A 24,655-nucleotide genomic window follows, 5' to 3' on the forward strand; every position below is an offset into this window, starting at 1 on the left:
TCTTAACTTTCCTGTTGCATCGCTTCGAGCTCTTCCCAGCGTTCGAAAGCAATCTCAAGCTCCTGCTCTGTTGCAGCAAGCTTATCTAATACGGGTTGCGTCTGCTCTACGGGTTTGGAAAAGAAATCAGCACTGTTAACTTGCTCTTGCAAGGTTTCAATATCCACTTCTAATTGTTCGAGTTTGGCTGGCAATGCTTCTAACTCGCGCTGTAGTTTATAAGATAACTTCTTAGGTTTACTCTTTGTTACAGCGGTTTTGGGAGTTTCCTCAACCTGTTTAACGCTCGACTCAACTTTTTCGCTATTACGCGCTTTTTTAACCTGAAGACGTTGTTGCTGTGCGTCGTGGTAGCCACCCACAAATTCCTCAATAACACCATCACCTTCGAATATCCAACTGGTGGTCACAGTGTTATCGACAAACTGACGATCGTGACTGACAAGCAACAATGTACCCTGATAATTGGCAAGTAAATCCTCTAAAAGTTCCAATGTTTCGATATCTAAATCGTTAGTTGGTTCATCAAGTACCAACAAGTTATTGGATTTAAGGAAAATACGCGCCAAAAGAAGACGGTTTTTCTCACCACCAGACAAAGCTTTAACCGGTGTTCGCGCGCGATGCGGAGCAAATAGAAAATCTTGCAAGTAGCTCAGCGCGTGGCGCTGTCGGCCACCAACCATCACCTCTTGCTTACCATCAGCAAGGTTGTCGATAACAGACTTCTCTGGATCAAGCACTTCACGGTATTGATCAAAATACGCGACTTCTAGCTTGGTACCACAGTGAAGTTTGCCCTGCGAAGGCTTGAGCTCATCCAGCAGCAACTTAAGCAAGGTACTTTTACCACACCCGTTAGGACCGATTAGAGCAATACGGTCACCGCGCATGATGTTGAAAGAGAAATCACTAACGATGGATTTACCTTCAATGCTGTAACCAAGATTTTGAGCTTCAAATACGATCTTGCCTGAACGTGATGCATCATCAATCTGAATGTTCGCCTTACCCTGCACATCACGGCGATTGTAGCGTTCCTCTCGAAGCTTCTTAAGTGCGCGAACACGACCCTCGTTGCGGGTACGACGCGCTTTGATGCCTTGACGAATCCAGACCTCTTCTTGAGCGAGCTTTTTATCAAACTCTGCGTTTTGCATCTCTTCGACACGCAGCATCTCTTCTTTTTCTACAAGGTAATTATCATAGTCACCAGGAAAAGACGCTAACTTACCACGATCAAGATCGACGATACGTGTAGCCATAGACTTGATGAATGCACGGTCGTGAGAAATAAAGATAATCGAACCACGGAAATCCTTTAAAAAGTTCTCCAGCCATTCGATTGTCGTAACGTCGAGGTGGTTAGTAGGCTCATCAAGCAATAAAACATCAGGATCACGCACCAAGGCGCGCGCTAACGCTGCTTTACGCTGCCACCCACCAGACAAATCCGTCAGCTTGGTGTGACCATCAAGATTTAGCGCGTCCATAACATTTTTTATGCGATCTTCGAAACGCCATGCGCCCGAGTGTTCAAGCTGCTCTTGAATTCTAGCCAATTTGTTGATGTTCTTTTCAGAGGCATCATGAGCAATCAGATCCAACTGATCTTGGTAAATCTTCAGTTGCTCACCGACTTCTGCTAACCCACCAGCAACATACTCGAAGACTGTCCCTTCTTCGTTACGCGGCGGATCTTGTTCTAAGCGAGAGACGACAACATCTTGAGTAACCGTCAACTTGCCATCATCTAATAGCACCTCACCCGCCAGAACTTTCATTAAGGTCGATTTGCCCGCACCATTTCGGCCAACCAAACAGACTCGTTCGTTGGTTTGTAGAGCGAAGTCAGCATGGTCTAGTAAAGGATGATCACCGTATGCCAGCAATCCATTATTAATTGTAAGTAATGCCATTATTGCTTAACCAAACTTTTAATTGTTCCAAATCAAACGGCCAATTTAACTCGTTACCTTGGTAACTGAGCACCGGAATCGTGACGCCGTAACGAGAAAACAGCTCATCATCGAAAGCAATATCGATAATCTCGACTTGATCTGAAATGTGGAGTTGTTGAGTTAGGGAAAATGCCATCTCACAAAGATGGCACCCTTCTGTACTGTATAACGTAATCACGTCAACGTTATTCCTTGTGTGTTATCACCCAGCAGTTGTGGATATGCTTGTTGCGCGCAAAATCCATAGGTAACGTTTGGTGAGAAATGTTATTCGCTTGGAGTCCTAGCTCTGCAAGCGACTCTAAATCCATTTTAAAGTGACGCTTATTATTCGAGAACACTATCGTGCCGCCAGAGCGAAGCAGACGTTTTAAGTTTTTCATTAACTGAATGTGGTCGCGCTGGACATCAAAACTCTGTTCCATACGTTTAGAGTTAGAAAACGTTGGTGGATCGATAAAGATAAGGTCAAACTGAGCAGTCGATTTCTCTAACCACTGTAAACAATCTGCTTGCTCAAATCGGTGTTGACGACCAACCTGCCCGTTGAGCTTCATGTTCTCTTTCGCCCACTCAAGATAGGTATTCGACATATCAACCGTCGTTGTGGATTTTGCACCACCACATGCCGCATGAACGGTGCCAGAGCCTGTGTAAGCAAATAGATTAAGGAAATCCTTACCCTGAGCCATTTCACCCAGTTTGCGTCGGGTAATCTTATGATCGAGGAATAAACCCGTATCCAAGTAATCGTGGAGATTAACTGAAAGCTTTACACCATACTCATTGACCACAAGTGTCTCTGACTGTTGCGACAGCTTCTGGTATTGAGCACGACCTTTCTGCTTTTCTCGTACTTTTAGTACCACCTTATTCGCTGGGATACCCGTCACTTGAATAGTCGCACGGATAATGTCCGTCAAGCGGCGCTTAGCCTTCTCCTCGGGAATATCCTTAGGTGCGGCGTACTCTTGGATAACCAACTGGTCCAGGTAAACATCAATTGCAACGTTATACTCAGGCAAATCCGCATCGTAAACACGGTAGCAATCGAGTTTCTCTTTACGCGCCCACTTGCCAATCTTAGCGATGTTCTTTTTCAGTCTGTTTGAAAAATCTGGAGCAACCAATGATTCTGTGACATTGTCACTAGAGTCTTGAGCAGCACGCTCACTAATAGAATAATTTTTTTGGTGACACGGTAACGCACCATTGTTCAATTTGAACTGCTTGTCTGCTCTCATACGTAAACAGCTCAGCAGTTCATCTGAACTAGAGAAAATTGATGCCTGACATCCACCAAATTGCGATTTTAACTGTGCGCCAAATGCGGTGTATAGAGCAATTAAACCAGGATGAGTGCCTAAACGTTCACCGTAAGGTGGGTTACAAACAATGACCCCTGCTTCGAATCCTTCTGGGCGCCTAATCTCGGCAGCGTCACCCAGTTTGAATTCAATCAATGAATCAACGCCAGCTCGACGTGCGTTATCTTGAGCTGTTTTTAGTACACGAGCATCGTTATCAAAGCCGAAAAACTTAGTGTCAATCTTTTTGACACCACGACGAGCCTGCACTGAAGCTTCAGATTTAATCTCTGCCCAGAGCTCAGGTTCAAAATCTTCTAGAGACTCAAAGCCCCACTTAGCGCGGTTCACACCTGGAGCCATGTTAGCAGCCATCATCGCTGCCTCGATAAGTAATGTGCCTGAACCACACATCGGATCAAGTAATGGTTTATCCGCACTCCAACCACTTCTAAGGATAATTGCAGCGGCTAACGTTTCGCGTAGCGGCGCGCGACCCGATTCTGGACGATAGCCACGTTGGTGCAAACCACCACCGACCATATCTAGGCCAAGGATGGCTTTGTCCTTGTGCAGGCGCACATGGACACGAAGATCAGGTTGATCTTTACTGATCGAAGGACGAGGTAGATTCTTCTTCTCATAACAATCCACTATGGCATCTTTGACCTTCATTGCACCGTACTGGCTATTGCGGATTTCGCGGTTAGTACCATTGAAATCAACGACGAACGTCTTAGAACTGTGGAATTGATTAACCCAGTTCACTGAAGAAGAGGCTAGATAGAGATCCATATCATCGTTACAGGTGAACTCTGAGAGTACACGCACAAAACGGGATGCCAAACGACTCCATAGACAGCAACGGTAAATCTGCTCGTTGCTCGCCTTGAAGCGAACGCCAGCTTGTACTGGTTTAGCGTCGTTGATCCCTAGCTTAGTTAGCTCATCAACCAATAGGTTTTCTAAACCATTGGACGTAACCGCAAGATATTGATGCATAGTGATGTTTTTATTCTGTAGAAAATGACCCCGCATTATACCTGACATCATCACTTTATCGTTAGTTCATTCCAAAATTTCCCATCAATTATCCCTTTAAACGTTCATTTCCTAACCTCTTCATCGTTTGTAGCCAAATTTCACTTGGAAAACTTTTCGCAAACTCATCCAACGAAAAATCAAGCCCTCAGAGCGAAGTGAATACTTATACTCTTTAAAATTGGTCTATACCAGATGTGATTTTTAGTGAAAATTAGTTACAGTTTTGGGCTAAATGAGGAATTTAAGTGCGCTTGTATACGCTAGAGGTGTTCTAATGAGTGAAAATTAACCGCTTCGTTCGGTTAAAATTTGTACAGGAATCACATTTAATTGACTGCCAGGTCGTATCAGGCCAGCCATATTTTAGGCAAAAAAATGCCAGCGTTGAGCTGGCGGGAAATGAAACAAAGGAACGATAACTACTTTATATCAGCTAACCAAAGCAATTGGCTGGGCATGGAAATGATGGTTGCAGATCACGAGACGGTCATGCATGACTTTAATCGCCTGTCCAAATTGAAGGCTTTTAGCGCCATTTAGAGCGAACTCTTCCAAACATACGGACGCACATAAACTGGCGCACTCTCCCACTTCAAGGACGATAAAATATCCGTCGCTATAGGAGTTGCTTAAACGAATTAAGTCACCCTCTTCTGGAGTCATCTGCCCGTCAGACAGATTATCGAAAAACCAGCTCTTAGGTTGTACAGGTTTATGGAAGCGCTTTGCTGCGACACAGTACAAAGCCAACTCTGCTTGTCTAGGTTCACTCAAACCTAATAGCGCGATTTGCTCTTTGTAAGTTTGAAATGCAGACGCATCATCAACTGAGAATTCATTGACGCCAATTGCGCAATCGACAATCAGCTTACGTGGAAGGTTGGTCTTGAATACCATATCATCACCCAGATCCAACATCAGATGCTGTTCTGCGTCATCATAGTACCAAGTCCATTTGTCATTGGGTTTAAGCATCGTTCCATCTCTGTATTGTTGTGTGAAATTAGGTAAAACGCTTAATTACCTTTCCAAGTAATATCTGGATTTTATTAGCTCAGAGATGAAAAAAAAGAGGAAATGAAAACTCATTCCCTCTCAATTAATGCTGTTTGTTCGGCGTATTGATTTAGTGACAATGTCACTAAGCCTTTAAACTTTAGAGATTTTTTACAATATCGCGTACTAGGCTTGGGCCGTGATAAATGAAGCCAGAGTACACCTGAACCAGTTGAGCGCCAGCCATCATTTTTTCTTTTGCTGCAACATACGAATCAATACCACCAACACCAATCACTGGGATCTGATCTTTTAATTCTTCATGTAAGCGGCGAACCACTTCAGTACTGCGCAGTTGTACAGGACGACCACTTAGCCCCCCTGCTTCATTAGCATGCTTCATACCCTCTACAATAGAGCGATCTAATGTAGTGTTGGTAGCAATGACTGCGTCAATCTTGTTATTGAGCAGTGATTGACAGATCTGTTTGATCTCGTCATCGCTAAGATCCGGTGCGATCTTCAGTGCAAGCGGGACATATTTACCGTGTTTTTCGGCTAGCTCTGCCTGTTTCACCTTTAGCTCTGATAATAATTCATCCAGAGCTTCACCATATTGCAAAGAGCGTAGTCCCGGCGTGTTTGGTGATGAAATATTTACCGCGATGTAGCCGGCATACTCATAGACTTTTTCCATACAAATTAGGTAGTCTTCAGCACCTTTTTCGATCGGAGTATCTTTGTTTTTGCCAATATTAATGCCAAGCACACAGTCGAACTTAGCTTTCTTCACGTTCTCAACTAAGTTGTCAACGCCTAAGTTGTTGAACCCCATACGGTTGATAATGCCTTCCGCTTCAACCAGACGGAACAAACGTGGCTTATCATTTCCAGATTGAGGTCGTGGTGTAACGGTCCCTACTTCAACAAAGCCAAATCCCATCGCATCAAATGCTTCAATGCATTCGCCGTTTTTATCTAAACCTGCTGCCAAGCCGACTGGATTGCGAAATGTTAAACCCATGCATTCGACGGGACGGTGAGGTAACTGCTGACGATAAAGAAGATCGAATGGAGTGCCAGTAAAACGTTTGAAGTTTTGAATTGCAAGATCATGTGCCTTTTCGGCATCAAGTTGGAAAAAGCCAGTTCTGGCTAGACGGTAAAGCATTGTGCCTCCGAAAGAAAAAAGCCCCGTGTAAACGGGGCTGTATTATTAAATGTTTTACCGATTAATTCAACGAATTATAGCAATCGTTTACTCATTTGCTGAACAATTCAAGTTAAGCAACATCAGTTCACGTAGCGCTACCGAGAATTTTGCAAATTCATGTACTGAACCTACTTTAAATTCATTGAGGATATTTTCCCAACGATGTAGCGATATTTCATTTGTCACGATCCACTCATCAAGCGATTTCATCACATCAAAATCTTCAGGTGCACAAGCACAGCTGAGAACTTGACCTGTTAGCTGACGCTGTTGCCAATCTAGATCTTCACGGAAAGCGGCACGTGCCAGTGCTTGCCAGTGGTTGTCTACTGCTTGGCCATTAATCTGTTTCAAGAACCAGTGCAGTGACAAACGATCGCCTAGGTTGTAGTACAGTTTTGCACTTTGTTCGACAGTTTTGCCTTTTTCACGCGCCACTGTAGAAATATCCAGTACTGAGTACAAGCTAGAGAGACGAGCAACATAATTCGCAAGTTCTGCTTCAATACCCTGCTCGATCCAGTCTTGAGCCATTTGGTTGTGCTCTTTTACTTCGGAAGGAACAAGCATATCATCCAAGTGTTGCTTGATTGTTTCTACATCAGCTTGGTAAAGCTCTATCAAAGATTTAACACTCTGACGCCCACTGCGATTACGTAGGATCCAGCGAGATAGACGACGTAGAGTACGGCGCACGTAGAACATCATGTCATACTGAGCAACCGTTAATGCGTCGTTGTCTAGCTTGCGGATATGTTCGAGAACTTGGCCAAGACCGAAGATTTCACGTGATGCAACATAAGCGTTGGCAATATCAACAACATGCGCTCCGGTTTCTTCTTGAAGACGAGTGACAAAGTTGCACCCCATCTCATTCACCATCTGATTTGCTAGCGCAGTAGCAATAATTTCAGAGCGTAGCGGATGGTTAACCATTTGCGCTGAATAGTTACGGCGTAACTCGGTTGGGAAATAATGAGTTAACTGCTGCGCATGGAATTCATCATTGGCGATGTCTTCGTGCACCAGTTCTTCTTTCAACACCATTTTACCGTACGCAACCAACACAGCTAGCTCTGGACGAGTTAGAGCCATGCCTTGTTTCTCGCGTTCGATTAGCGTCTCATCATCAGGGATGTACTCAAGTGCACGGTCAAGGTACCCTGCTTTTTCCATTGTATGGATAAAGCGAATTTGCTCTTTGACTAGAGAAGTGCCTTGCTGTTCAGTAACAGAAATCGATTCCGACTGACAGTAAGCATCTTCCAGAACAATTTGACCCACTTCATCTTCCATCGACTCAAGGATCTCGTTGCGCTGTTTAACAGTAAGATCACCATTGGCAACCAAACCATTCAGGAAGATCTTGATGTTAACTTCATTGTCCGAACAGTCTACACCACCAACATTGTCGACGAAGTCAGTATTGACACGACCACCAGTTAGAGCATATTCAATACGTCCTAACTGAGTCATACCCAAGTTACCACCTTCACCCACAATCTTAGCTTTCAGATCGCGACCATCGATACGCAATACATCGTTAGCACGGTCGCCAACATCAGTGTGTGTTTCGGTCGATGCTTTAACGTAAGTACCGATACCACCATTCCATAGAAGATCCACTTCCATAGATAGAATCATTTTGATCAATTCACTTGGTGCGACTGACGTTTTCTTAGTGCGCAGCATTTTCTGGATTTCAGGCGTCAGTGCAATTGATTTTGCGCTACGCAAGAAAATACCACCACCCTTAGAAATGAGATCCGCGTTGTAATCTTCCCAGCTAGAGCGAGGTAGATTAAACAGACGATTACGTTCTTCCCAACTTGTGGCTGAATCTGGATTTGGATCAATAAAGATGTGCATGTGGTTAAATGCCGCTTGGAGACGGATATGTTTAGATAGCAACATACCGTTACCGAACACATCCCCTGCCATATCACCAACACCGATAGCGGTAAAGTCAGTGGTCTGACAGTTTATGCCCATTTCACGGAAATGACGTTTGACCGATTCCCAACCGCCTTTAGCCGTAATACCCATCGCTTTATGGTCGTAACCATTTGAACCACCAGAAGCAAATGCATCACCAAGCCAGAAGTTGTACTCTTCTGATACAGAGTTAGCCAAATCTGAGAAAGTCGCTGTACCTTTATCAGCGGCAACAACCAAGTACGGATCGTCCTCATCATGACGAACAACATTCTTAGGATGAACAACTTCACCTTCAATGATGTTGTCAGAAACGTCTAGCAATGCACGGATGAAACGTTTGTAACAACGTTGACCTTCAGCAAAAATCTCATCACGGCCGTTAAGCGTGTGCTGACGTTTACAAACGAAACCACCTTTAGCGCCGACAGGAACGATGACCGTGTTCTTAACTTGCTGAGCTTTAACCAATCCCAAGATTTCAGTACGGAAATCTTCTTGACGATCAGACCAACGCAAACCACCACGTGCCACTTTACCGCCACGCAAGTGAACACCTTCGATATCAGGTGCATAAACAAAGATTTCAAACGCAGGTACCGGTTGAGGAATCTCTGGGATCTCGGTTGGTTTCATCTTCAACGATAGCCAAGGCTTGAACTGCTTGTTATCGTCGACTTGATAGTAGTTAGTGCGCAGTGTTGCCGTGATCATCTCCATGTAACGACGGATGATACGATCGTCGTCCAAGCTCTCAACATGATCAAGTTGCTCTGTGATATGAGCAATCAGTTCACTTTGCCCTTTCTGGCTGCCTTTGAATTTTGGTTCAAAACGTTTAGTAAATAGATCAACTAAACCTTTCGCCAAGTCAGGATAATGGCTAAGAGTATCCTCGATGTATTGTTGACTAAATGGGAAGCCCACTTGACGCATGTAGCGAGCATAAGCACGCAAGATCGAAATTTCGCGACCTGTCAGTGAAGCGCCAAGAACTAAGCGGTTAAAGCCATCACTCTCTAGTTCACCTGCCCAGATAGCAGCAAAAGCTTGTTGGAAACGATCTCGAGCTTCACGAAGATCAACACTCTTTTCACTCTTATGAAGCATTGAGAAGTCGAGGATCCAGAATACTTGACCGTTCGTTTTGCGAACTTCATAAGGAGACTCACCAATCACTCGTAAACCAAGGTTTTCTAACATTGGCATTACATCAGAAAGGTGGATTGGCTCATCACGATGGTATAGTTTTAGACGTACAGACTTCGAGTCCGCCGCCAACTCTTGTGGACGATAGAACAGCATTCCCAGTTTGTTATCATCACTGAGTTTTTCTAGACGTTCAATATCTGCAACTGCCGAACCTGGCATAACATCTTCTTTGTACGAACGTGGGAAAGCACGAAGGTATTCTTTCGCTAAAGGCAGGCCTTTACTCTCACCAAAGTTCGCTACGATCGCTTCTGATAAACGATCATCCCAAGTTGAAGATGCTTCCATTAAATTTTGCTCAATCGTTTTAACGTCTACGTCCATGTTGTTGTTATCAACACGAACAATGTAATGTGTACGAGCGAGAGGGCTCTCTGAGAAGTAGGTAGTAAATTCGACTTCTTGTTCACAGCCAAAATACTGTTTCAAAATGCGCTGTGTTTGACGGCGAAGTTCTGTGTTGTAACGATCTTTTGTCACATACACCATACAACTGAAGAAACGACCAAACGGGTCTTTGCGAACGAACAGACGCAGCAGATCGCGATCTTGCATCTGAACAACACCCATACCGACTTCTAGTAACTCTTCTTCTTTTGCTTGAAGTAACTCATCTCGTGGGTAGTTTTCTAGAATGTTGTGAAGTGCTTTGTAAGAGTATGACCCTTCGCGGTAGCCACTCGCTTCAAGAATACGGCCTACCTTTTCACGGATCAGAGGGATACTCGCAACGCTTTGGTTGTACACCGCTGATGTGTATAGACCTGTGAAGCGATGCTCACCAATCACCTTGCCGTTATCATCAAACTTCTTGATGCCAATGTAGTCAGTATATGCAGGACGATGGATGCGTGAAGGCTGGTTACCTTTAGTGACGATCAGTAGGAAAGGTTTCTTCGCTTCTAATCGTGCAGAATCAGGGAAGTCCGAAAGCTTCACCGTACGAACACGGTCACGGCTTGCAAACAAACCTAGTCCTTTATCCGCAGTCGGTCTAAGCTCTGTATCACCATCGACAGTAACAAGATCGTATTCTTTGTAACCCATGAAGGTAAAGTTGTGATTACCTAACCAGCGTAGGAACTGGATAGATTCATCATAACGATCACGTTGAATCTCAATCTTACCCTGCTGCGCCTCAACTTTTGTGGTCACTTCTTCTAATTTTTCGACCATCAGTAACCAGTCTTGAACAACCAAGCCGGTGTCGTTAAGGATACTCAATAGCTCTTCTTTAAGTGACGCCATCGCTTCTTTGTCACTCAGACGGTCAACCTCAACATGGAAGAGAGATTGAAGTCCGCCCTCACCTTGGTTAATACCGGTAATCGCCCCTGTCTTAGAACGAGCGATTTGAGTCGGACCATGAAGCATTAAGTGTGATGAAAGATCCAAACGGCTTAGTGCCATTTTTACTGAGTCCACCAAAAACGGACTATCAGGTACCACAATCTCAACGATTGTGTGCGTTGATTGCCAGCCTTGGCGACTTACGGTTGGATTAAAAACTCGAACAGAAATCTCGTCAGCTTTTTTCTCATTGATATGGTGCCAAAGTGAAACCACTGCGCCATACAAGTCAGATTCGTTACGTTCGACCAAATCGTCCTGAGAAATGTTACTAAATAAATGTTGAGCAAGTTGGGTGACTAGGGGTTGATGAGCAAGCTCGAGTTTGTCTTGAATAAGTTTGTAAACTTTTTCAAGCAGAACCGGCATCAATGTTTCACGCGCGGTCATAATCACACTCCACAATTAGAATTGTATGTATTTTGGGGATGTTGTAAGCATAGTGCTTAACACGGGTAATGCCGCTTTATTGTAAAAGCTTTATTGATAAATAGTTAATTCTTTTGGGAGTGGTAAGAGGTGAAATGTTTGATAATGTGACTGATGTTCTATTTAAACTTCTATAAAATCAGTTGCTCACAGAAGTTCTAACTCTAAAAACTTATTATTTTGGTCAGTTGTTAATCTAAAACGCCCTTTTAGGCCAATTTGACTAAGAAAAGGCCTGAAACGCGATGCAGGCAATTGTAGGCGTAAGCCATTGTCAGTCACCACTAAAACATTGCTTGCTGCCCCACTATAGTGTGCGAGAAAAGTTTGATAACTGATGTTAAGAGTAAAATAGTAATGCTTCATGAAATCGGTCAAAAAAGTAACGTTTTATCTGACAGTGACAAATAACTGTATAAATAAACAGTAGCACTAAAAAGTGCTACTGTTTCCGCCATATTGATTAAGATTCCAACGCTTTGGTCACTTTTTCAAACAGGTCTTTAGCCAGATTATCCATTGCTTTTAATGCCTCTAGTTCCACTTTGATAAGCGCTTGGCGAGCACTATCGTACTTGCGGAACTTCAACAGAGGATCAATTAGACGAGAAGCGACCTGCGGGTTACTACTATTTAGCTCGCGTAAGATCTCGCCAGCGAACTGATAGCCTTCACCAGATTTTGCATGGAAGCGTACTGGGTTCATGTTGAGGAAAGAACCAATTAGGCTACGAGTACGGTTAGGGTTTTTAAGACTAAATGCTTCGTGTTCCATCGTCTTCTTGATCACCTCTAATGCATCTTGCGCTGGATTGGTACCTTGTAGAGTAAACCACTTATCCATCACAAGGCCATCGTGTTTCCACTTGTCGCTGTAGTCTTGCATTAATGCTTCACGACATTCTAGCTGTGCACTATTAGCGGCACTCATTGCCGCGATGGTGTCAGTCATGTTATTTGCCTCAGCGTATTGCGTTTTGGCAAGTTCGTTACCCTGCTCGGTATAAGCCAAAAAGCCCAAAGCAGTGTTTCGAAGAGAACGTTGGCCGATTGCCGCATGTTCGATAGAGTACTCAGCTTGTTTTGAACTGTGATAAATGGCACTCAGCTCATCATTCAATTCAGTGGCGAGAATCACTTTCAATGCTTTCAGCACCTTAGCAACCGCATCGACATCCACCTGCTTGTACCAGCCTGACACTTCATTGAAACTTGGTAGCGATAGCATCTCTGCAATGAACGCTGGCTCAAGGTCACTCGACAGAAGTACACCGCGGAAAGCGTCAATGACCGCCTCAGCAAGTTTAACCTCGCCACCAGCTTGAACGTTTTCGACATTCGTACGAATGTACTTGGCAAGAAGCATTTGTCCTGCATCCCAACGAGCAAACTCGTTGCGCGCATGAACCATCAAGAAAGTCAGCTCTTCATCACTGTAGTCATATTCGAGTTTTACAGGCGCAGAGAATTCACGTAGCAATGAAGGGACGGGCTTTTCAGCAACGTCTTCAAACACAAATGTCTGCTTCGCTTCAGTCACATCAAGAACATTGCCAACGACAGATTCGTTACAGCGTAACTCAATCACATCTCCATTTGCCGCATAGAGTTCCACATCAAAAGGAATATGCAGGGCCTGCTTTTCTGCTTGATCCTGAGTTGGCTCCGTCGATTGTTCAACCGTCAATGTGTAGGTTTTTGCTTGTGCATTGTACTCACTCGCTACACGTAATGTTGGAGTTCCAGACTGGCTATACCATAAACGGAATTGCTTAAGGTCAACACCGCTTGCATCTTCCATCGCTGAGACAAAATCTTCACAAGTCGCAGCCGTACCATCGTGGCGTTCAAAGTACAACTTCATGCCCTTTTGGAAACCCTCTTCGCCAAGCAAGGTATGCATCATACGAATCACTTCACTACCTTTTTCGTAAACCGTCAAAGTGTAGAAGTTGTTCATTTCAATCACTTGATCTGGGCGGATCGGGTGAGACATTGGGCTGGCATCTTCAGCAAACTGAGGACCACGAATGATTCTCACATTGTTGATACGATTCACAGCGCGAGAGCCAAGATCTGAAGAGAATTCTTGATCACGGAATACGGTCAAACCTTCTTTAAGGCTCAGTTGGAACCAGTCGCGACAGGTTACACGGTTACCAGTCCAGTTATGGAAATATTCATGACCAATAACCGCTTCAATGCCTAAATAATCAGTGTCCGTCGCTGTTTTCTCATTCGCTAATACGAACTTAGAGTTGAAGATATTTAACCCCTTGTTCTCCATCGCTCCCATATTAAAGAAATCGACCGCTACAATCATGTAGATATCCAAGTCATATTCAAGGCCGAAACGCTCTTCATCCCATTTCATCGAGTTGATCAATGACGTCATCGCATGCGGTGCGCGATCAAGGTTGCCTTTATCAACAAAAATTTCGAGTTCCACATTACGACCAGATTGAGTCACGTATTTATCGCGTAGTACATCGAAATCACCAGCGACCAAAGCGAACAAGTAAGCTGGCTTTGGATGCGGATCTTGCCACTGTACCCAGTGGCGTCCACCTTCTAACTCACCTTCTGCAATACGGTTACCATTGCTGAGTAAGAATGGGTTCTGCGCTTTATCTGCAATCACTTTCGTGGTGTATTTCGCTAGAACGTCTGGGCGATCCATGTAGTAAGTGATTCGACGGAAACCTTCCGCCTCACACTGAGTACAGAAAGCCCCTCCTGATTTATACAGACCTTCTAGAGCGGTATTAGCTTCAGGATCAATTAAGGTCACAATCGTCAGAGTGAACTCAGATGGCAGCTGATGAATTTCTAATCCACCTTCAATTTCGCTGTAGTCTGACCAAGCTTCACCATTGACGGCAATACTTTGTAACTTGAGTTCTTCTCCATCTAGGCGAAGTGTTGTCGCATCTTTTAGTTGCTTAACTTGAGACACCGCGGTTACTGTCGTCTCGTTATCGTAGAGATCAAAGGTCAAATCAATATCAGTGATCGTGTGTGATGGTGATTGATAATCTTTGCGGTACTTGGCTTGAGGAGTCTGAGCCATGTCGAAATCCTTCTGACTGAATGCATCTGAACATTGCGCTGTAAAAGTCTAGCGCAGTAATAATAAAGTCCGGGAATTTTCCCGTTACAATTTGCGTATTAGCTTACAACTCTGGATATAAAAAAACGAGGTTCGATGTCGAAATACCTCGTTTTTTGTCTATTGTTGACGTAAAACTCAAACTGTTTGTCTATTTAGTCAGCAAGTATCACGTTTATGTACCACGCTTTATCAACGGATTCGATTTAGTACGGCATACAGCGCGCCTTCTTCCATTTCCAAAGTCAGCGTATCTCGGTTCAGCGTGTATCGTGTTTCATGTTCACCATTTTCATAGAGAAGCACCAAGTGCTCACCCTCTGTATAGTAAACACCTTTGTGTATCGCCTCATCGCCATGATCATTACTCACTCGGAACATAAAGACAAAATCTGGCTGTAAAATCAGATCTAACTTCTGTACGTCGCTGGCGAGAATATCATCACCACCCAAATGCGCACTTGACCACATGCCAGCCAATGCGTTGGACAACGCTTTAGTGAAAGTAACGCCATTTAAACTGAGTAAATTGTGATTGGCTGAATACTCGTACATTTGAGGCTCTGAAGTATTCAATCCAAGAACCAAAGTATCTTCATTGGCTGTGTACAACCCTTCCCAGTGATCGACTGAATAGTCCCTTTTCTGAATATCGATCTTAAAACTATAGTTTGAATCTAAGGATAGCTTGATCGCCAAAAAGTTTTCACGCGACTGTTCAGGATTAGGATTAACGAGGTACCAGTCTCCTAGCAGAAACGGTTGGTCGAACTGAGTTAAATCGCTGTTGTCTCTTACTCCATCAGCGAGCGCCGAAAGGCTAAAAATTAATGATATTAGAGCTAACAATCTCATCACGTGCTCCTCACTCTTTTCTTTAAGCTTAGGCACGTCAGGTATATTTAGCTAAAAAAATTGATCTTTATCACAATATTTTATTGAATAAAAAAAGCGAGCCAAAATGACTCGCTTTTTAATAGATTGATTTCAATTAAGATTTAATCATATCAACCATTATCGCTACCGATTCGTTAAGGTAGGCATCCGGCGATTCATAATCTTTAGGGATATCATCCAGTGTCTTATACGGCTCTTGACCTGCAGCTTTTTGTCTCTCATTAATTCGAGTTAAACGTCGCGCGTCTGCTGCATCGCTTTCCGCTTTACGTGTTTTCTCGTTGAGCGACAATGAGTTATCGTCTTTCTCTGCCTTGTATTTTTCAATATCTTCGGCCACAAAACGAAACTCAAGATCCTTAGCAATACGAGTTTGGTGGTTAGCGGCAAGTTTACCAATCAACGCTTCGTTACGCTGTAACACTTCGTATTTCGCCTTGTCAATACTATCCCAAGGCAATGCATTGTCCTCTACCGACTCACCCGTTTCACTTGGATCTATTGCTGTAGGGAACGCTATATCGGGCGCAACACCTTTGTTTTGTGTGCTACCACCATCAATACGGTAGAACTTTTGGATGGTGTACTGAACGTAACCCAGCTCTTTATCGAAAAGATCGTAGATGTGGTTTAGCGAACGATGTTGCTGAACCGTACCCTTACCGAAAGAGTTTTCACCCAAAATAATGGCACGCCCATAGTCTTGCATTGCCGCGGCAAAAATCTCTGAAGCGGAAGCACTATAGCGATTAATCAATACCGTTAATGGACCGTCATAACTGATCTTGCCGTCTGTATCACTATTGACGTTCACTCGACCATAGCTGTCTCTCACTTGGACAACAGGACCACTAGTGATAAACAAACCGGAAAGTGCGGTTGCTTCAGTGAGTGCACCGCCACCGTTGTTACGAAGATCAACAATGATGCCATCAACGCCCTTGCCTTTGAGCTCTTCGATAAGTTTATCGGTGTCTTTTGCAAGTCCGACATAAAAACTTGGCACCTCTAGAACACCAATTTTTTTGCCATCCTTCTCAATCACTTCAGATTTTACCGCTCGGTCTTCTAGACGGATTTTGTCTCGAACGATGGTAACAACATCCGCTTTCGCTTCCTTGCCTTCAGGCAAGATTTGCAGGTTAACCTTGGTGCCTTTCGGTCCTTTGATGAGCTGAACAACATCATCAAGACGCCAACCGATGACATCAACGATATCTTCACCATCTTGACCAACACCAATGATTCGGTCACCTTCCGCTAGAAGCTTACTATTCGACGCAGGGCCACCCGCCACCAACGAACGAATAACGGTGTAATCGTCTTCCATTTGAAGTACCGCACCAATACCTTCAAGCGACAAATTCATATCGGTTTGAAACTGGTCGGCACTGCGAGGTGAAAGATAGCTAGTATGAGGATCAATCTGACGAGCAAATGCGTTCATGTAGAGCTGGAATGCATCTTCGTTATGAGTTTGACCTAAACGTTTGAGCGCGTTGTTATAACGCTTGCCTAACGTGTCTTTAATCTCATCCCAATCTTTGCCCGTTAACTTTAAATTCAATGCGTCATACTTGACTCGCTTACGCCAAAGTTCATCAAGCTCTGCGGTATCGGCTGGCCATGCAGCTTCACTGCGATCAAGCTCAATGGTTTCGTCATTATCGAAACTCATCTCCTGATCGAGAATAGACAAAGCATACTTAAAACGTTCATAACGACGCTTGATTGACAGATTGTAGACATCAAATGCAATCTGGTTATCTCCCGCTTTCAATTGGTCATCGATTCCTGATGTCCATTTTTTGAAAGAGTCGATATCTGCTTGCGTAAAGATATTACGATTGTAATCAAGCATTTCGATATAACGTTCGAAAATAGCTTGAGAAAATTGATCGTTTAGCGAGAAGTGTTTGTAATGAGAACGTGTAAAGCGAGATGTGACACGTTTGCTGGCTGTCTCATGCTGAGCTTCTGGAGTCAGGACTGGCAGGTCCTCTAAACTGATATTTGCTTCTAAAGCATGAGCAGTAGAAGCTGCTAGCAATAAGCTAGCAGCAATCAGCGACAATTTTGAACGGCATTTCATGCGTAGGAGTATCTCCTTTATGCGCGCAAGTGCTCCGCTTTTACAACCATTTGTAGGCCGTTAGTCAGTTGAACACGCACATCTTCCTTATTGATTTCAACGATAGTCGCAGCCATGTTTCCTTTACCCATATTAACGTTCACTTGATTACCAACTTTAACTTCGTCAGCATTCAGAGCGCGCGTTTCTACAGGCTTAGCGGCTTTTTGTACTTTATTTTGTTGCGGGCGACGGCCTTGAGACTTCTTCGCCGCAGGCTTAGCTTTCGCTTTACTTTCTTCGCGAGTTTTAGTCGCTTGCTCTTTACGACGAGCCTGCACTTTAGCTTTACTTTCAGCTAGTGCTGTTTTTGCGTGTTCTACGTGTTCTTCGTCAAGCTCGCCTGCTGGGTTGCCATCTAAATCTACACGGACTGCACCAGGCTTAACACCGTGAAGGTAACGCCATGATGAAGTGTATTGTCTTAACGCTGCACGAAGTTGAGTTTTGCTTACTTTAGGATCATCGCTTAGACGATCCGCAAGATCTTGAAAGATACCAATTTTAAGTGGTTTCGCTTCACCTTCTAAAGTAAAGCACTTAGGGAAACATTCAGCAATATATGCGATAACTTCTTTGCTGTTTTTTAACTTTTCAGTGTTTTCCATGTGGGTTCCTGGTTATTGCGGTACATCCGCGAGCATTAAGATTAAATATTTGAGGTATTATAGTGACCTGCAAGCGAAAAACCACACTCAATAGATAATTTATGCCTTGATAGCGTGTGAATTAAGCAGCTTTTCTACTTCCTGCATCAAAAAAGTTAGACCCTGCTCATCTATTTCATTGAATCGCCCCACTTTTGGACTATCAATATCCAACACACCAAAAATTTCACCATCAATCGAAAATGGAATCACGATCTCTGAGTTACTCGCTGCATCACAGGCGATATGCCCTGCAAACTCATGCACATCATGAACACGCTGAACCGTATTGGTCGCGACCGCGGTTCCACAGACTCCACGTCCTACCGGAATGCGCACACATGCAGGCTTGCCTTGAAACGGACCAAGCACCAGTTGGTCATCTTTCATTAAATAGAAACCAACCCAGTTTAACTCTTCAAGTTCCATGTTGAGCAAAGCACTGATGTTTGACAAATTGGCGATCAAATCGGTCTCAGATTCGATAAGTGCGATGACTTGTTTGGTTAAGCGTTGATAATGTTCTATTTTCATTTATACATCCATTTGAAAACTAGAGACTTCCACTATGAATCTGCGTACAATTTCGCAAACTACAAATAGTAAGCATTCTCATTATAATGACTAATAATTCCAACACTATTAGCCGTTCTTGGTTGATAACACAAGTAAAAAAACACCGCAATAAGCTGATATTTGCCAATGTCATTGCTTTAATCGCCACCTTAATCAGCGTGCCTATTCCATTGTTGATGCCACTTATGGTCGACGAGGTGTTGCTCAACCAGCCTGGTACAGGCCTTAAAGTAATGAACCAGCTGTTACCTGATTCAATGCAGACAGCAACAGGCTATATCTTTTTGACCCTACTCCTAGTTGTACTTATGCGTACGGCTAGCCAAGCACTTTCGATCGTACAGAGCCGTCAGTTTACGTTGGTATCTAAAACCATTACGTATCAGATGCGTAGCAAAATGATCGATAAGCTGGGCCGTATCAGCATTCGCCAGTATGAGACTCGTGGATCTGGAGGTATCAACGCTCACTTGATTACAGACATAGAAACCATCGATCAGTTTATTGGTTCAACTCTCAGTAAATTTCTTATCAGCCTGCTGACTGTCATAGGTACCGCAGGGGTCCTTCTCTGGCTAGACTGGCGTTTGGGTCTGTTTATTCTTCTGGTCAATCCGGTTGTAATCTATTTTTCACGTAAGCTAGGCAGTAAAGTAAAGCATCTTAAAAAGCGCGAAAATCAATCGTTTGAACGTTTTCAGAATCGATTAGTCGAGACCTTAAATGGCATCTATCAACTAAGAGCGGCAAATCGAGAGCGGGAATTTCTTAACGAGCTAAAGACCCATGCAGATCACATTCGCCGAGATGCCGATAAGTATGCATGGCAATCGGAAGCCGCTGGTCGAGTCTCTTTCCTTCTATTCTTATTGGGATTTGAGTTATTCCGTGCTGTTGCAATGTTAATGGTCTTGTTTAGTGACCTGACCATAGGTCAAATCTTCGCAGTATTTGGTTACCTTTGGTTCATGCTCTCTCCTGTTCAAGAACTGCTTGGCATTCAGTTTTCTTGGTATAGTGCCAAAGCGGCACTGAAACGGATTAATGCCCTATTAGATTTAGAAGAAGAACATCGCCCTCAAAGTAAGGTGAATCCATTTACTGATGATCGAGAAGTCGATGTTGAAATCGACAACGTGAGTTTTTCTTACAATGATGAAGTACAAGTCCTCTCAAAATTGAGCCTCACCGTACCTGCGGGTAAAAAAGTGGCACTGGTCGGTTCCAGCGGCGGGGGAAAATCAACATTAATCCAGTTGCTTATCGGTGTGTATCAGCCTAACTCCGGCTATATCCGCTACAATGGTCAAACCACAAATGATATCAGTTTTGAGATAATTAGAGAGCAAATTGCCGTTGTATTACAACAGCCTATACTCTTTAATGACACTTTAAGGCATAATCTGACACTAGGCTCAGAATATGATGACTTAGCTTTATGGCGCGCGCTTGAAGTCGCGCAAATGCAAGATGTCATCAGTCAACTCAGTGATGGACTTGATACGCAAGTAGGCCGCAATGGTATTCGGCTGTCAGGTGGACAACGTCAGCGCCTAGCGATTGCAAGAATGATCTTGAGTAATCCTAAGTTTGTCATTTTGGATGAAGCGACGTCGGCACTCGATACGGCAACAGAAGCCGCATTACATAAAGCGCTTACCGAGTTTCTACGTGGTCGTACAACGTTAATTGTTGCACATAGATTGTCTGCGGTTAAACAGGCAGATTTGATCTACGTACTTGAAGACGGTCAAGTATCTCAAGCAGGTACTCATGGAGAATTGGTTGAACAGCAAGGCTTATATCAAACCTTATACGGCAACGTGCAATCTCACGCTTAGCCCCTTTTCTCGTGCCAAAAATATAGAGGGGCTGCGATGAACGCCCCTCAGGTCTTGCATGCTCATGACTCCAAGCCTACCAATATCAGGCTTTGCCATGGCTGTGAGCTACCCGTTGACCTTGTCTCGGTGGAGAAAGGGAAAAGCGCCTACTGTCCGAGATGTAACAGTCATCTATACCGAGGGGGTAATCCTTCTCTGTCAGGTAACTTAGCAATTGCGATAACTTGCCTTCTACTGTTTGTTCCCTCGCACTTCTTCGAGTTTATTAGCATTCGTCTTTTCGGCGTGATGATTCCGGCGACTCTACCCTCAGGCGTATTTGCACTTTTTCAAGAGGGTTTTGTGCTTCTGTCACTGCTTATTTTCTTTTGCAGTTCGATAGCCCCCCTTTTGTTGTGTAGTTCGGTTGTCGCGGCGCATATCGCGCTGAGCAATGGCTCGTTTCGTTTACTCAAGAGTTCCCTTTCAATTATTCACTATGTCAAAGCGTGGGTAATGATTGATGTATTTCTTGTTAGCATCGCCATTTCGTGTTTCAAACTCCAAGATTACTCGGATATCTACGTTGGACCGGGCTTGATTGGTCTAGTGTTACTGCAAATCTCTACCGTACTACTGGTGACACGAGTCAGCGTGCGCCGTTACTGGGAAGTGTTTCATGCGGAAGAGCAATACACGTTGTCAGAAAAAACGCTCCACTGCCACCACTGTCACCTTTCTCAACCAGAAGGGACAGAATGCTTACGTTGTAAAAGCCCTATCCATCACCGAAAACCGTACTCGATTCAAAAAACATGGGCCTATTTGATCGCGGCCAGTATCGCGATATTTCCCGCTAACATCATTCCCATTTCAATTTTATTGACTAACGGCAAACGCTTAGAAGATACCATCTTTTCTGGCGTTGCTTCGTTAGTGAATAGCGGTATGACTGGCATCGCCATCATCATTTTTGTTGCCAGTATCGTGGTTCCCGTTGCCAAGATCCTAGGGTTGTCTTACCTCTTACTGGCGATACAGTTCAAACGCAAGATTTACCACAAACACAGAATGCGCATCTATTTTGTCATCAAATGGATTGGGCGCTGGTCGATGATGGATCTATTTGTAATCTCGATCATGATGACATTAGTTGATAGAGGCCAAATTCTCGACTTTACACCAGGCTATGGCGCGGTCGCATTTGGTATTGTAGTTGTGCTCACCATGTTAGCCGCAGAAAGCATGGATCCGAGACTAATTTGGGACAATTACCCAGAAGAATTTGATAGAAAAGAGTCGTTAAATGAGTAACCCTTCTCCCACACAAAACTCATATTCCCCGCATATCAAGCGCAATAAAGGAATATCACCACTTTGGCTGCTACCAATCTTAACGATGGTACTGGCAGGATGGCTGGTGTTCAAAGCTGTGCAAGATGCTGGGCAACGAGTCCAGATCTACTTCTCTGATGCGCAAGGCTTGATCGCAGGAAGAACCACTATCCGCTACCAAGGCCTAGAAGTGGGCATGGTGAAAGATATCAACTTGTCCCCAGACTTACAGAGTATCTACGTCGATGCGGATATCTACCCACAAGCCACGAAATTGCTGACCAAAGAGGCGCGTTTCTGGTTGGTCAAACCGACAGCAAGTCTGTCAGGGATTTCTGGCCTTGATGCCCTTGTTTCGGGTAACTATATCGCGATTTCTCCCGGTAATAACCCTTCCGAGCCTGAGACCAAGTTTACCGCTCTAGAGCGTGCTCCCTCCGATTTACTGGCTAACGAAGGCCTTAATATTTCACTAAAGTCACGAGACTTAGGTGGTATCTCGGTCGGTTCGCAAATCGTTTATCGAAAGATACCGATTGGTGAAGTGTATAGCTATCAACTTGACCGTGATTCGAAGAACGTCATCATCCAAGCTTCGATACGCGATGAGTATCGCCACATCATCACCGACGATAGCCGCTTCTGGAACGTCAGTGGTATCGGTGCCAACATCGGATTCGAAGGGGTTGATGTAAGACTGGAAAGTTTCAGTGCTCTGCTTGGAGGCTCTATTGCTGTCGACTCGCCTGATGGTGGTGAGCCTGTTGCAGATAACTCTCAATTTAAACTCTACCCCGACTTGAAAACCGCTGGTCGAGGTATCGCAATAAAGATTGATTTACCAGATGACAACAAGATCAACGCTTCTGGCGCACCAATCATGTACCGTGGTATCGAAATCGGACAGATTACAGATTTAGAGTTGAGTCATGGCAGAGAGAACATCGTTGCTTCTGCGGCAATCCAGCCTGCTTTTAGTGACATGTTGACGACGGGTAGCCGCTTCATTCTTGAAGAAGCGAAAGTCTCTCTATCGGGAGTAGAAAACATCGCTAACATCGTTAAAGGTAATTTCCTGACCGTGGTTCCTGGTGACGGCGAGCGTTCACGACATTTTAGCGCAGTAAGAAAAGACGACTTCAAACGCCAACAAGCCCGCTCCGTCTCACTTCAATTAGTGGCAGACAATTCGTTTGGACTCGATCAGGGTGCCAACATCCTCTACCGTGGCATCAGCGTAGGTTCGGTGACACAAGTCAGCCTAGTTAACGACAAAGTGCAGTTAGATGCGCTAATTGATAGTGACTATGCGCACCTTATTAAGTCTCAAAACCGCTTCTTCGTAACAGGTAGCGCCAGTGCCGAATTGACTGAATCAGGCTTGAATATTACCGTACCACCAGCGAAACAGCTTCTAACCGGTTCAATTAGTTTCGTTAGTGAAGGGAAAACTCAGCCACAAGTGCAATACACTCTCTATCAAAACAAGTCACTTGCTGAACTCGCTAAGTACAATATGTCAGGCTCTACCAAGTTGACCCTTTTTGCCAGTGAATTACCTTCGATCAGCAAAGGCAGTCCTCTGTTGTATCGAAATCTGCAAGTGGGTAATGTTGCTGACTTCTATTTGGTCGACGGTGGTGTCATCATCAGCGCAAGTATAGAAAATCAATACAAACACCTTGTCACTGATCAAACCGTATTCTGGAACCGTTCAGGCGTTGAGATAGATGCCAGTCTTGCGGGCATCAACGTTAAGGCTGCCCCTCTCACCACTTTGATACAGGGAGGCATTGCTTTCGATTCTCTGCCTGGAGTCGACAATAAGCAAAACGACAAATGGTTGCTCTACTCAGATTTCAAGACTGCAAGAAAATATGGTCAAGTGATCTCATTGACACTCAGTGGCGAAAACACAGTCACAAAAGGCACGTCAATCAACTATAACGGCGTAAAAGTTGGTGAAGTCACCTTGGTTATTCCAGACTTCAAACTCGACAGAGTAGAAGTCAAAGCGCGTATATTACCTGAATACACAAATACAATAGCCGTAGCAGGTTCGTACTTCTGGTTACCTAAAGTGCAAGTGGGTCTTAGTGGTGTGAAGAACATTCAGAATCTCCTGTCGCAATCCATCAACGTGCTACCGGGCAACGGCAAAGCGACATATGCCTTTGAACTTAACCACGAGCAACAAGCGATAAACGGCGTTACCTTCACCCTACAAAGTGAATCTCGCGGCTCTATCACTGTTGGTACACCTGTACTCTATCGTGAGATAGAAGTCGGTGAAGTAACCAATGTTCAGTTAGGTGAGTTTGCTGATCGCGTCATATCGACCATTGCTATTGAGCCTCAATACGCCTATTTAGTTCGTCAAAACAGTGTTTTCTGGAACACATCTGGCGTCGACGTATCGATCGGCATTACCGGTGCCAATGTGAGAGCTGGAACAATTGATAGTATTGTTCGTGGTGGAATAACTTTTGCGACGCCAGAACAAAAACAATTGGAACCAATCGCTCGTCAAGGTCAGTCGTTCTACTTATATACCAAAGCAGAAGACAGCTGGCGCTCATGGCGTACAGCGATACCAAAGCCTTAATCCATGGGAAACGCAGCGAATTCGCTGCGTTTTTTATTGAAATTAGCTATAATCACCGACCTTTTACGCTTGTAGAGACAGAACC

Annotated in this window: 15 protein-coding genes; 3 read left to right on the top strand and 12 right to left on the bottom strand. The window is 44.2% G+C overall.

Annotated elements, in window-relative coordinates; genetic code table 11:
• Window positions 1-2: 2 nt before the first annotated feature.
• From ACQEXP_RS00510 to ACQEXP_RS00565, 12 genes are all read right to left on the bottom strand, one after another.
• Window positions 3-1,919, bottom strand: coding sequence for an ABC transporter ATP-binding protein (locus tag ACQEXP_RS00510; RefSeq protein WP_426967478.1), 1,917 nt, complete (start codon window positions 1,917-1,919; stop codon window positions 3-5).
• Window positions 1,900-2,139 (bottom strand): glutaredoxin family protein, encoded by a 240-nt coding sequence (locus tag ACQEXP_RS00515; RefSeq protein WP_269376756.1) that lies wholly within the window; start codon window positions 2,137-2,139, stop codon window positions 1,900-1,902. The genes ACQEXP_RS00510 and ACQEXP_RS00515 overlap by 20 nt, the downstream gene beginning before the upstream one ends.
• A 7-nt stretch (window positions 2,140-2,146) precedes the next feature.
• Window positions 2,147-4,270 carry a bifunctional 23S rRNA (guanine(2069)-N(7))-methyltransferase RlmK/23S rRNA (guanine(2445)-N(2))-methyltransferase RlmL gene (gene rlmKL / locus ACQEXP_RS00520; RefSeq protein WP_426968013.1) on the bottom strand — a complete coding sequence of 708 codons (2,124 nt, stop codon included), beginning with the start codon at window positions 4,268-4,270 and terminating at the stop codon, window positions 2,147-2,149.
• Window positions 4,271-4,741: 471 nt separating this feature from the next.
• Window positions 4,742-5,287 carry a cell division protein ZapC gene (locus ACQEXP_RS00525; RefSeq protein ID WP_426967480.1) on the bottom strand — a complete coding sequence of 182 codons (546 nt, stop codon included), beginning with the start codon at window positions 5,285-5,287 and terminating at the stop codon, window positions 4,742-4,744.
• Between the two features lie 181 nt (window positions 5,288-5,468).
• Complete coding sequence (gene pyrD / locus ACQEXP_RS00530; RefSeq protein ID WP_269376758.1) at window positions 5,469-6,479, bottom strand: quinone-dependent dihydroorotate dehydrogenase; 1,011 nt, start codon at window positions 6,477-6,479, stop codon at window positions 5,469-5,471.
• Window positions 6,480-6,566: 87 nt separating this feature from the next.
• Window positions 6,567-11,408, bottom strand: coding sequence for an NAD-glutamate dehydrogenase (locus ACQEXP_RS00535; RefSeq protein WP_426967483.1), 4,842 nt, complete (start codon window positions 11,406-11,408; stop codon window positions 6,567-6,569).
• A 186-nt stretch (window positions 11,409-11,594) separates the two neighbouring features.
• Window positions 11,595-11,813 carry a DUF2835 domain-containing protein gene (locus ACQEXP_RS00540; protein WP_269376760.1) on the bottom strand — a complete coding sequence of 73 codons (219 nt, stop codon included), beginning with the start codon at window positions 11,811-11,813 and terminating at the stop codon, window positions 11,595-11,597.
• A gap of 97 nt (window positions 11,814-11,910) precedes the next feature.
• Window positions 11,911-14,517: an aminopeptidase N gene (gene pepN / locus ACQEXP_RS00545; RefSeq protein ID WP_426967484.1), complete on the bottom strand. Its 2,607-nt coding sequence runs from the start codon at window positions 14,515-14,517 to the stop codon at window positions 11,911-11,913.
• Window positions 14,518-14,748: 231 nt separating this feature from the next.
• The gene (locus ACQEXP_RS00550) at window positions 14,749-15,411 is read right to left on the bottom strand and encodes a hypothetical protein (protein ID WP_269376762.1); all 663 of its coding nucleotides are present in this window, start codon (window positions 15,409-15,411) and stop codon (window positions 14,749-14,751) included.
• A gap of 136 nt (window positions 15,412-15,547) precedes the next feature.
• Complete coding sequence (prc, locus tag ACQEXP_RS00555) at window positions 15,548-17,545, bottom strand: carboxy terminal-processing peptidase (RefSeq protein ID WP_426967486.1); 1,998 nt, start codon at window positions 17,543-17,545, stop codon at window positions 15,548-15,550.
• A 17-nt stretch (window positions 17,546-17,562) separates the two neighbouring features.
• Entirely contained in the window at window positions 17,563-18,192 is a 630-nt protein-coding gene (gene proQ, locus ACQEXP_RS00560; RefSeq protein WP_426967488.1) for an RNA chaperone ProQ, read from the bottom strand.
• A 99-nt stretch (window positions 18,193-18,291) separates the two neighbouring features.
• Entirely contained in the window at window positions 18,292-18,765 is a 474-nt protein-coding gene (locus ACQEXP_RS00565) for a GAF domain-containing protein (protein WP_269376767.1), read from the bottom strand.
• Window positions 18,766-18,851: 86 nt separating this feature from the next.
• Between ACQEXP_RS00565 and ACQEXP_RS00570 the strand changes: the two genes are divergently transcribed.
• From ACQEXP_RS00570 to ACQEXP_RS00580, 3 genes are read left to right on the top strand one after another with little or no spacing between them, the layout of a single operon-like run.
• Window positions 18,852-20,648, top strand: a complete 1,797-nt coding sequence (locus tag ACQEXP_RS00570; RefSeq protein WP_426967490.1) for an ABC transporter ATP-binding protein — start codon at window positions 18,852-18,854, stop codon at window positions 20,646-20,648.
• Window positions 20,649-20,684: 36 nt separating this feature from the next.
• Window positions 20,685-21,944, top strand: coding sequence for a PqiA/YebS family transporter subunit (locus ACQEXP_RS00575; protein ID WP_426967492.1), 1,260 nt, complete (start codon window positions 20,685-20,687; stop codon window positions 21,942-21,944).
• A complete protein-coding gene (locus tag ACQEXP_RS00580) occupies window positions 21,937-24,570 on the top strand; it encodes an MlaD family protein (protein WP_426967494.1) in 2,634 nt (877 codons plus the stop codon). Before ACQEXP_RS00575 ends, ACQEXP_RS00580 begins: the two co-directional genes overlap by 8 nt.
• Window positions 24,571-24,655: the final 85 nt, after the last annotated feature.

The organism is Vibrio sp. TRT 1302 (assembly GCF_050113875.1).
Classification (GTDB): Bacteria; Pseudomonadota; Gammaproteobacteria; order Enterobacterales; family Vibrionaceae; genus Vibrio.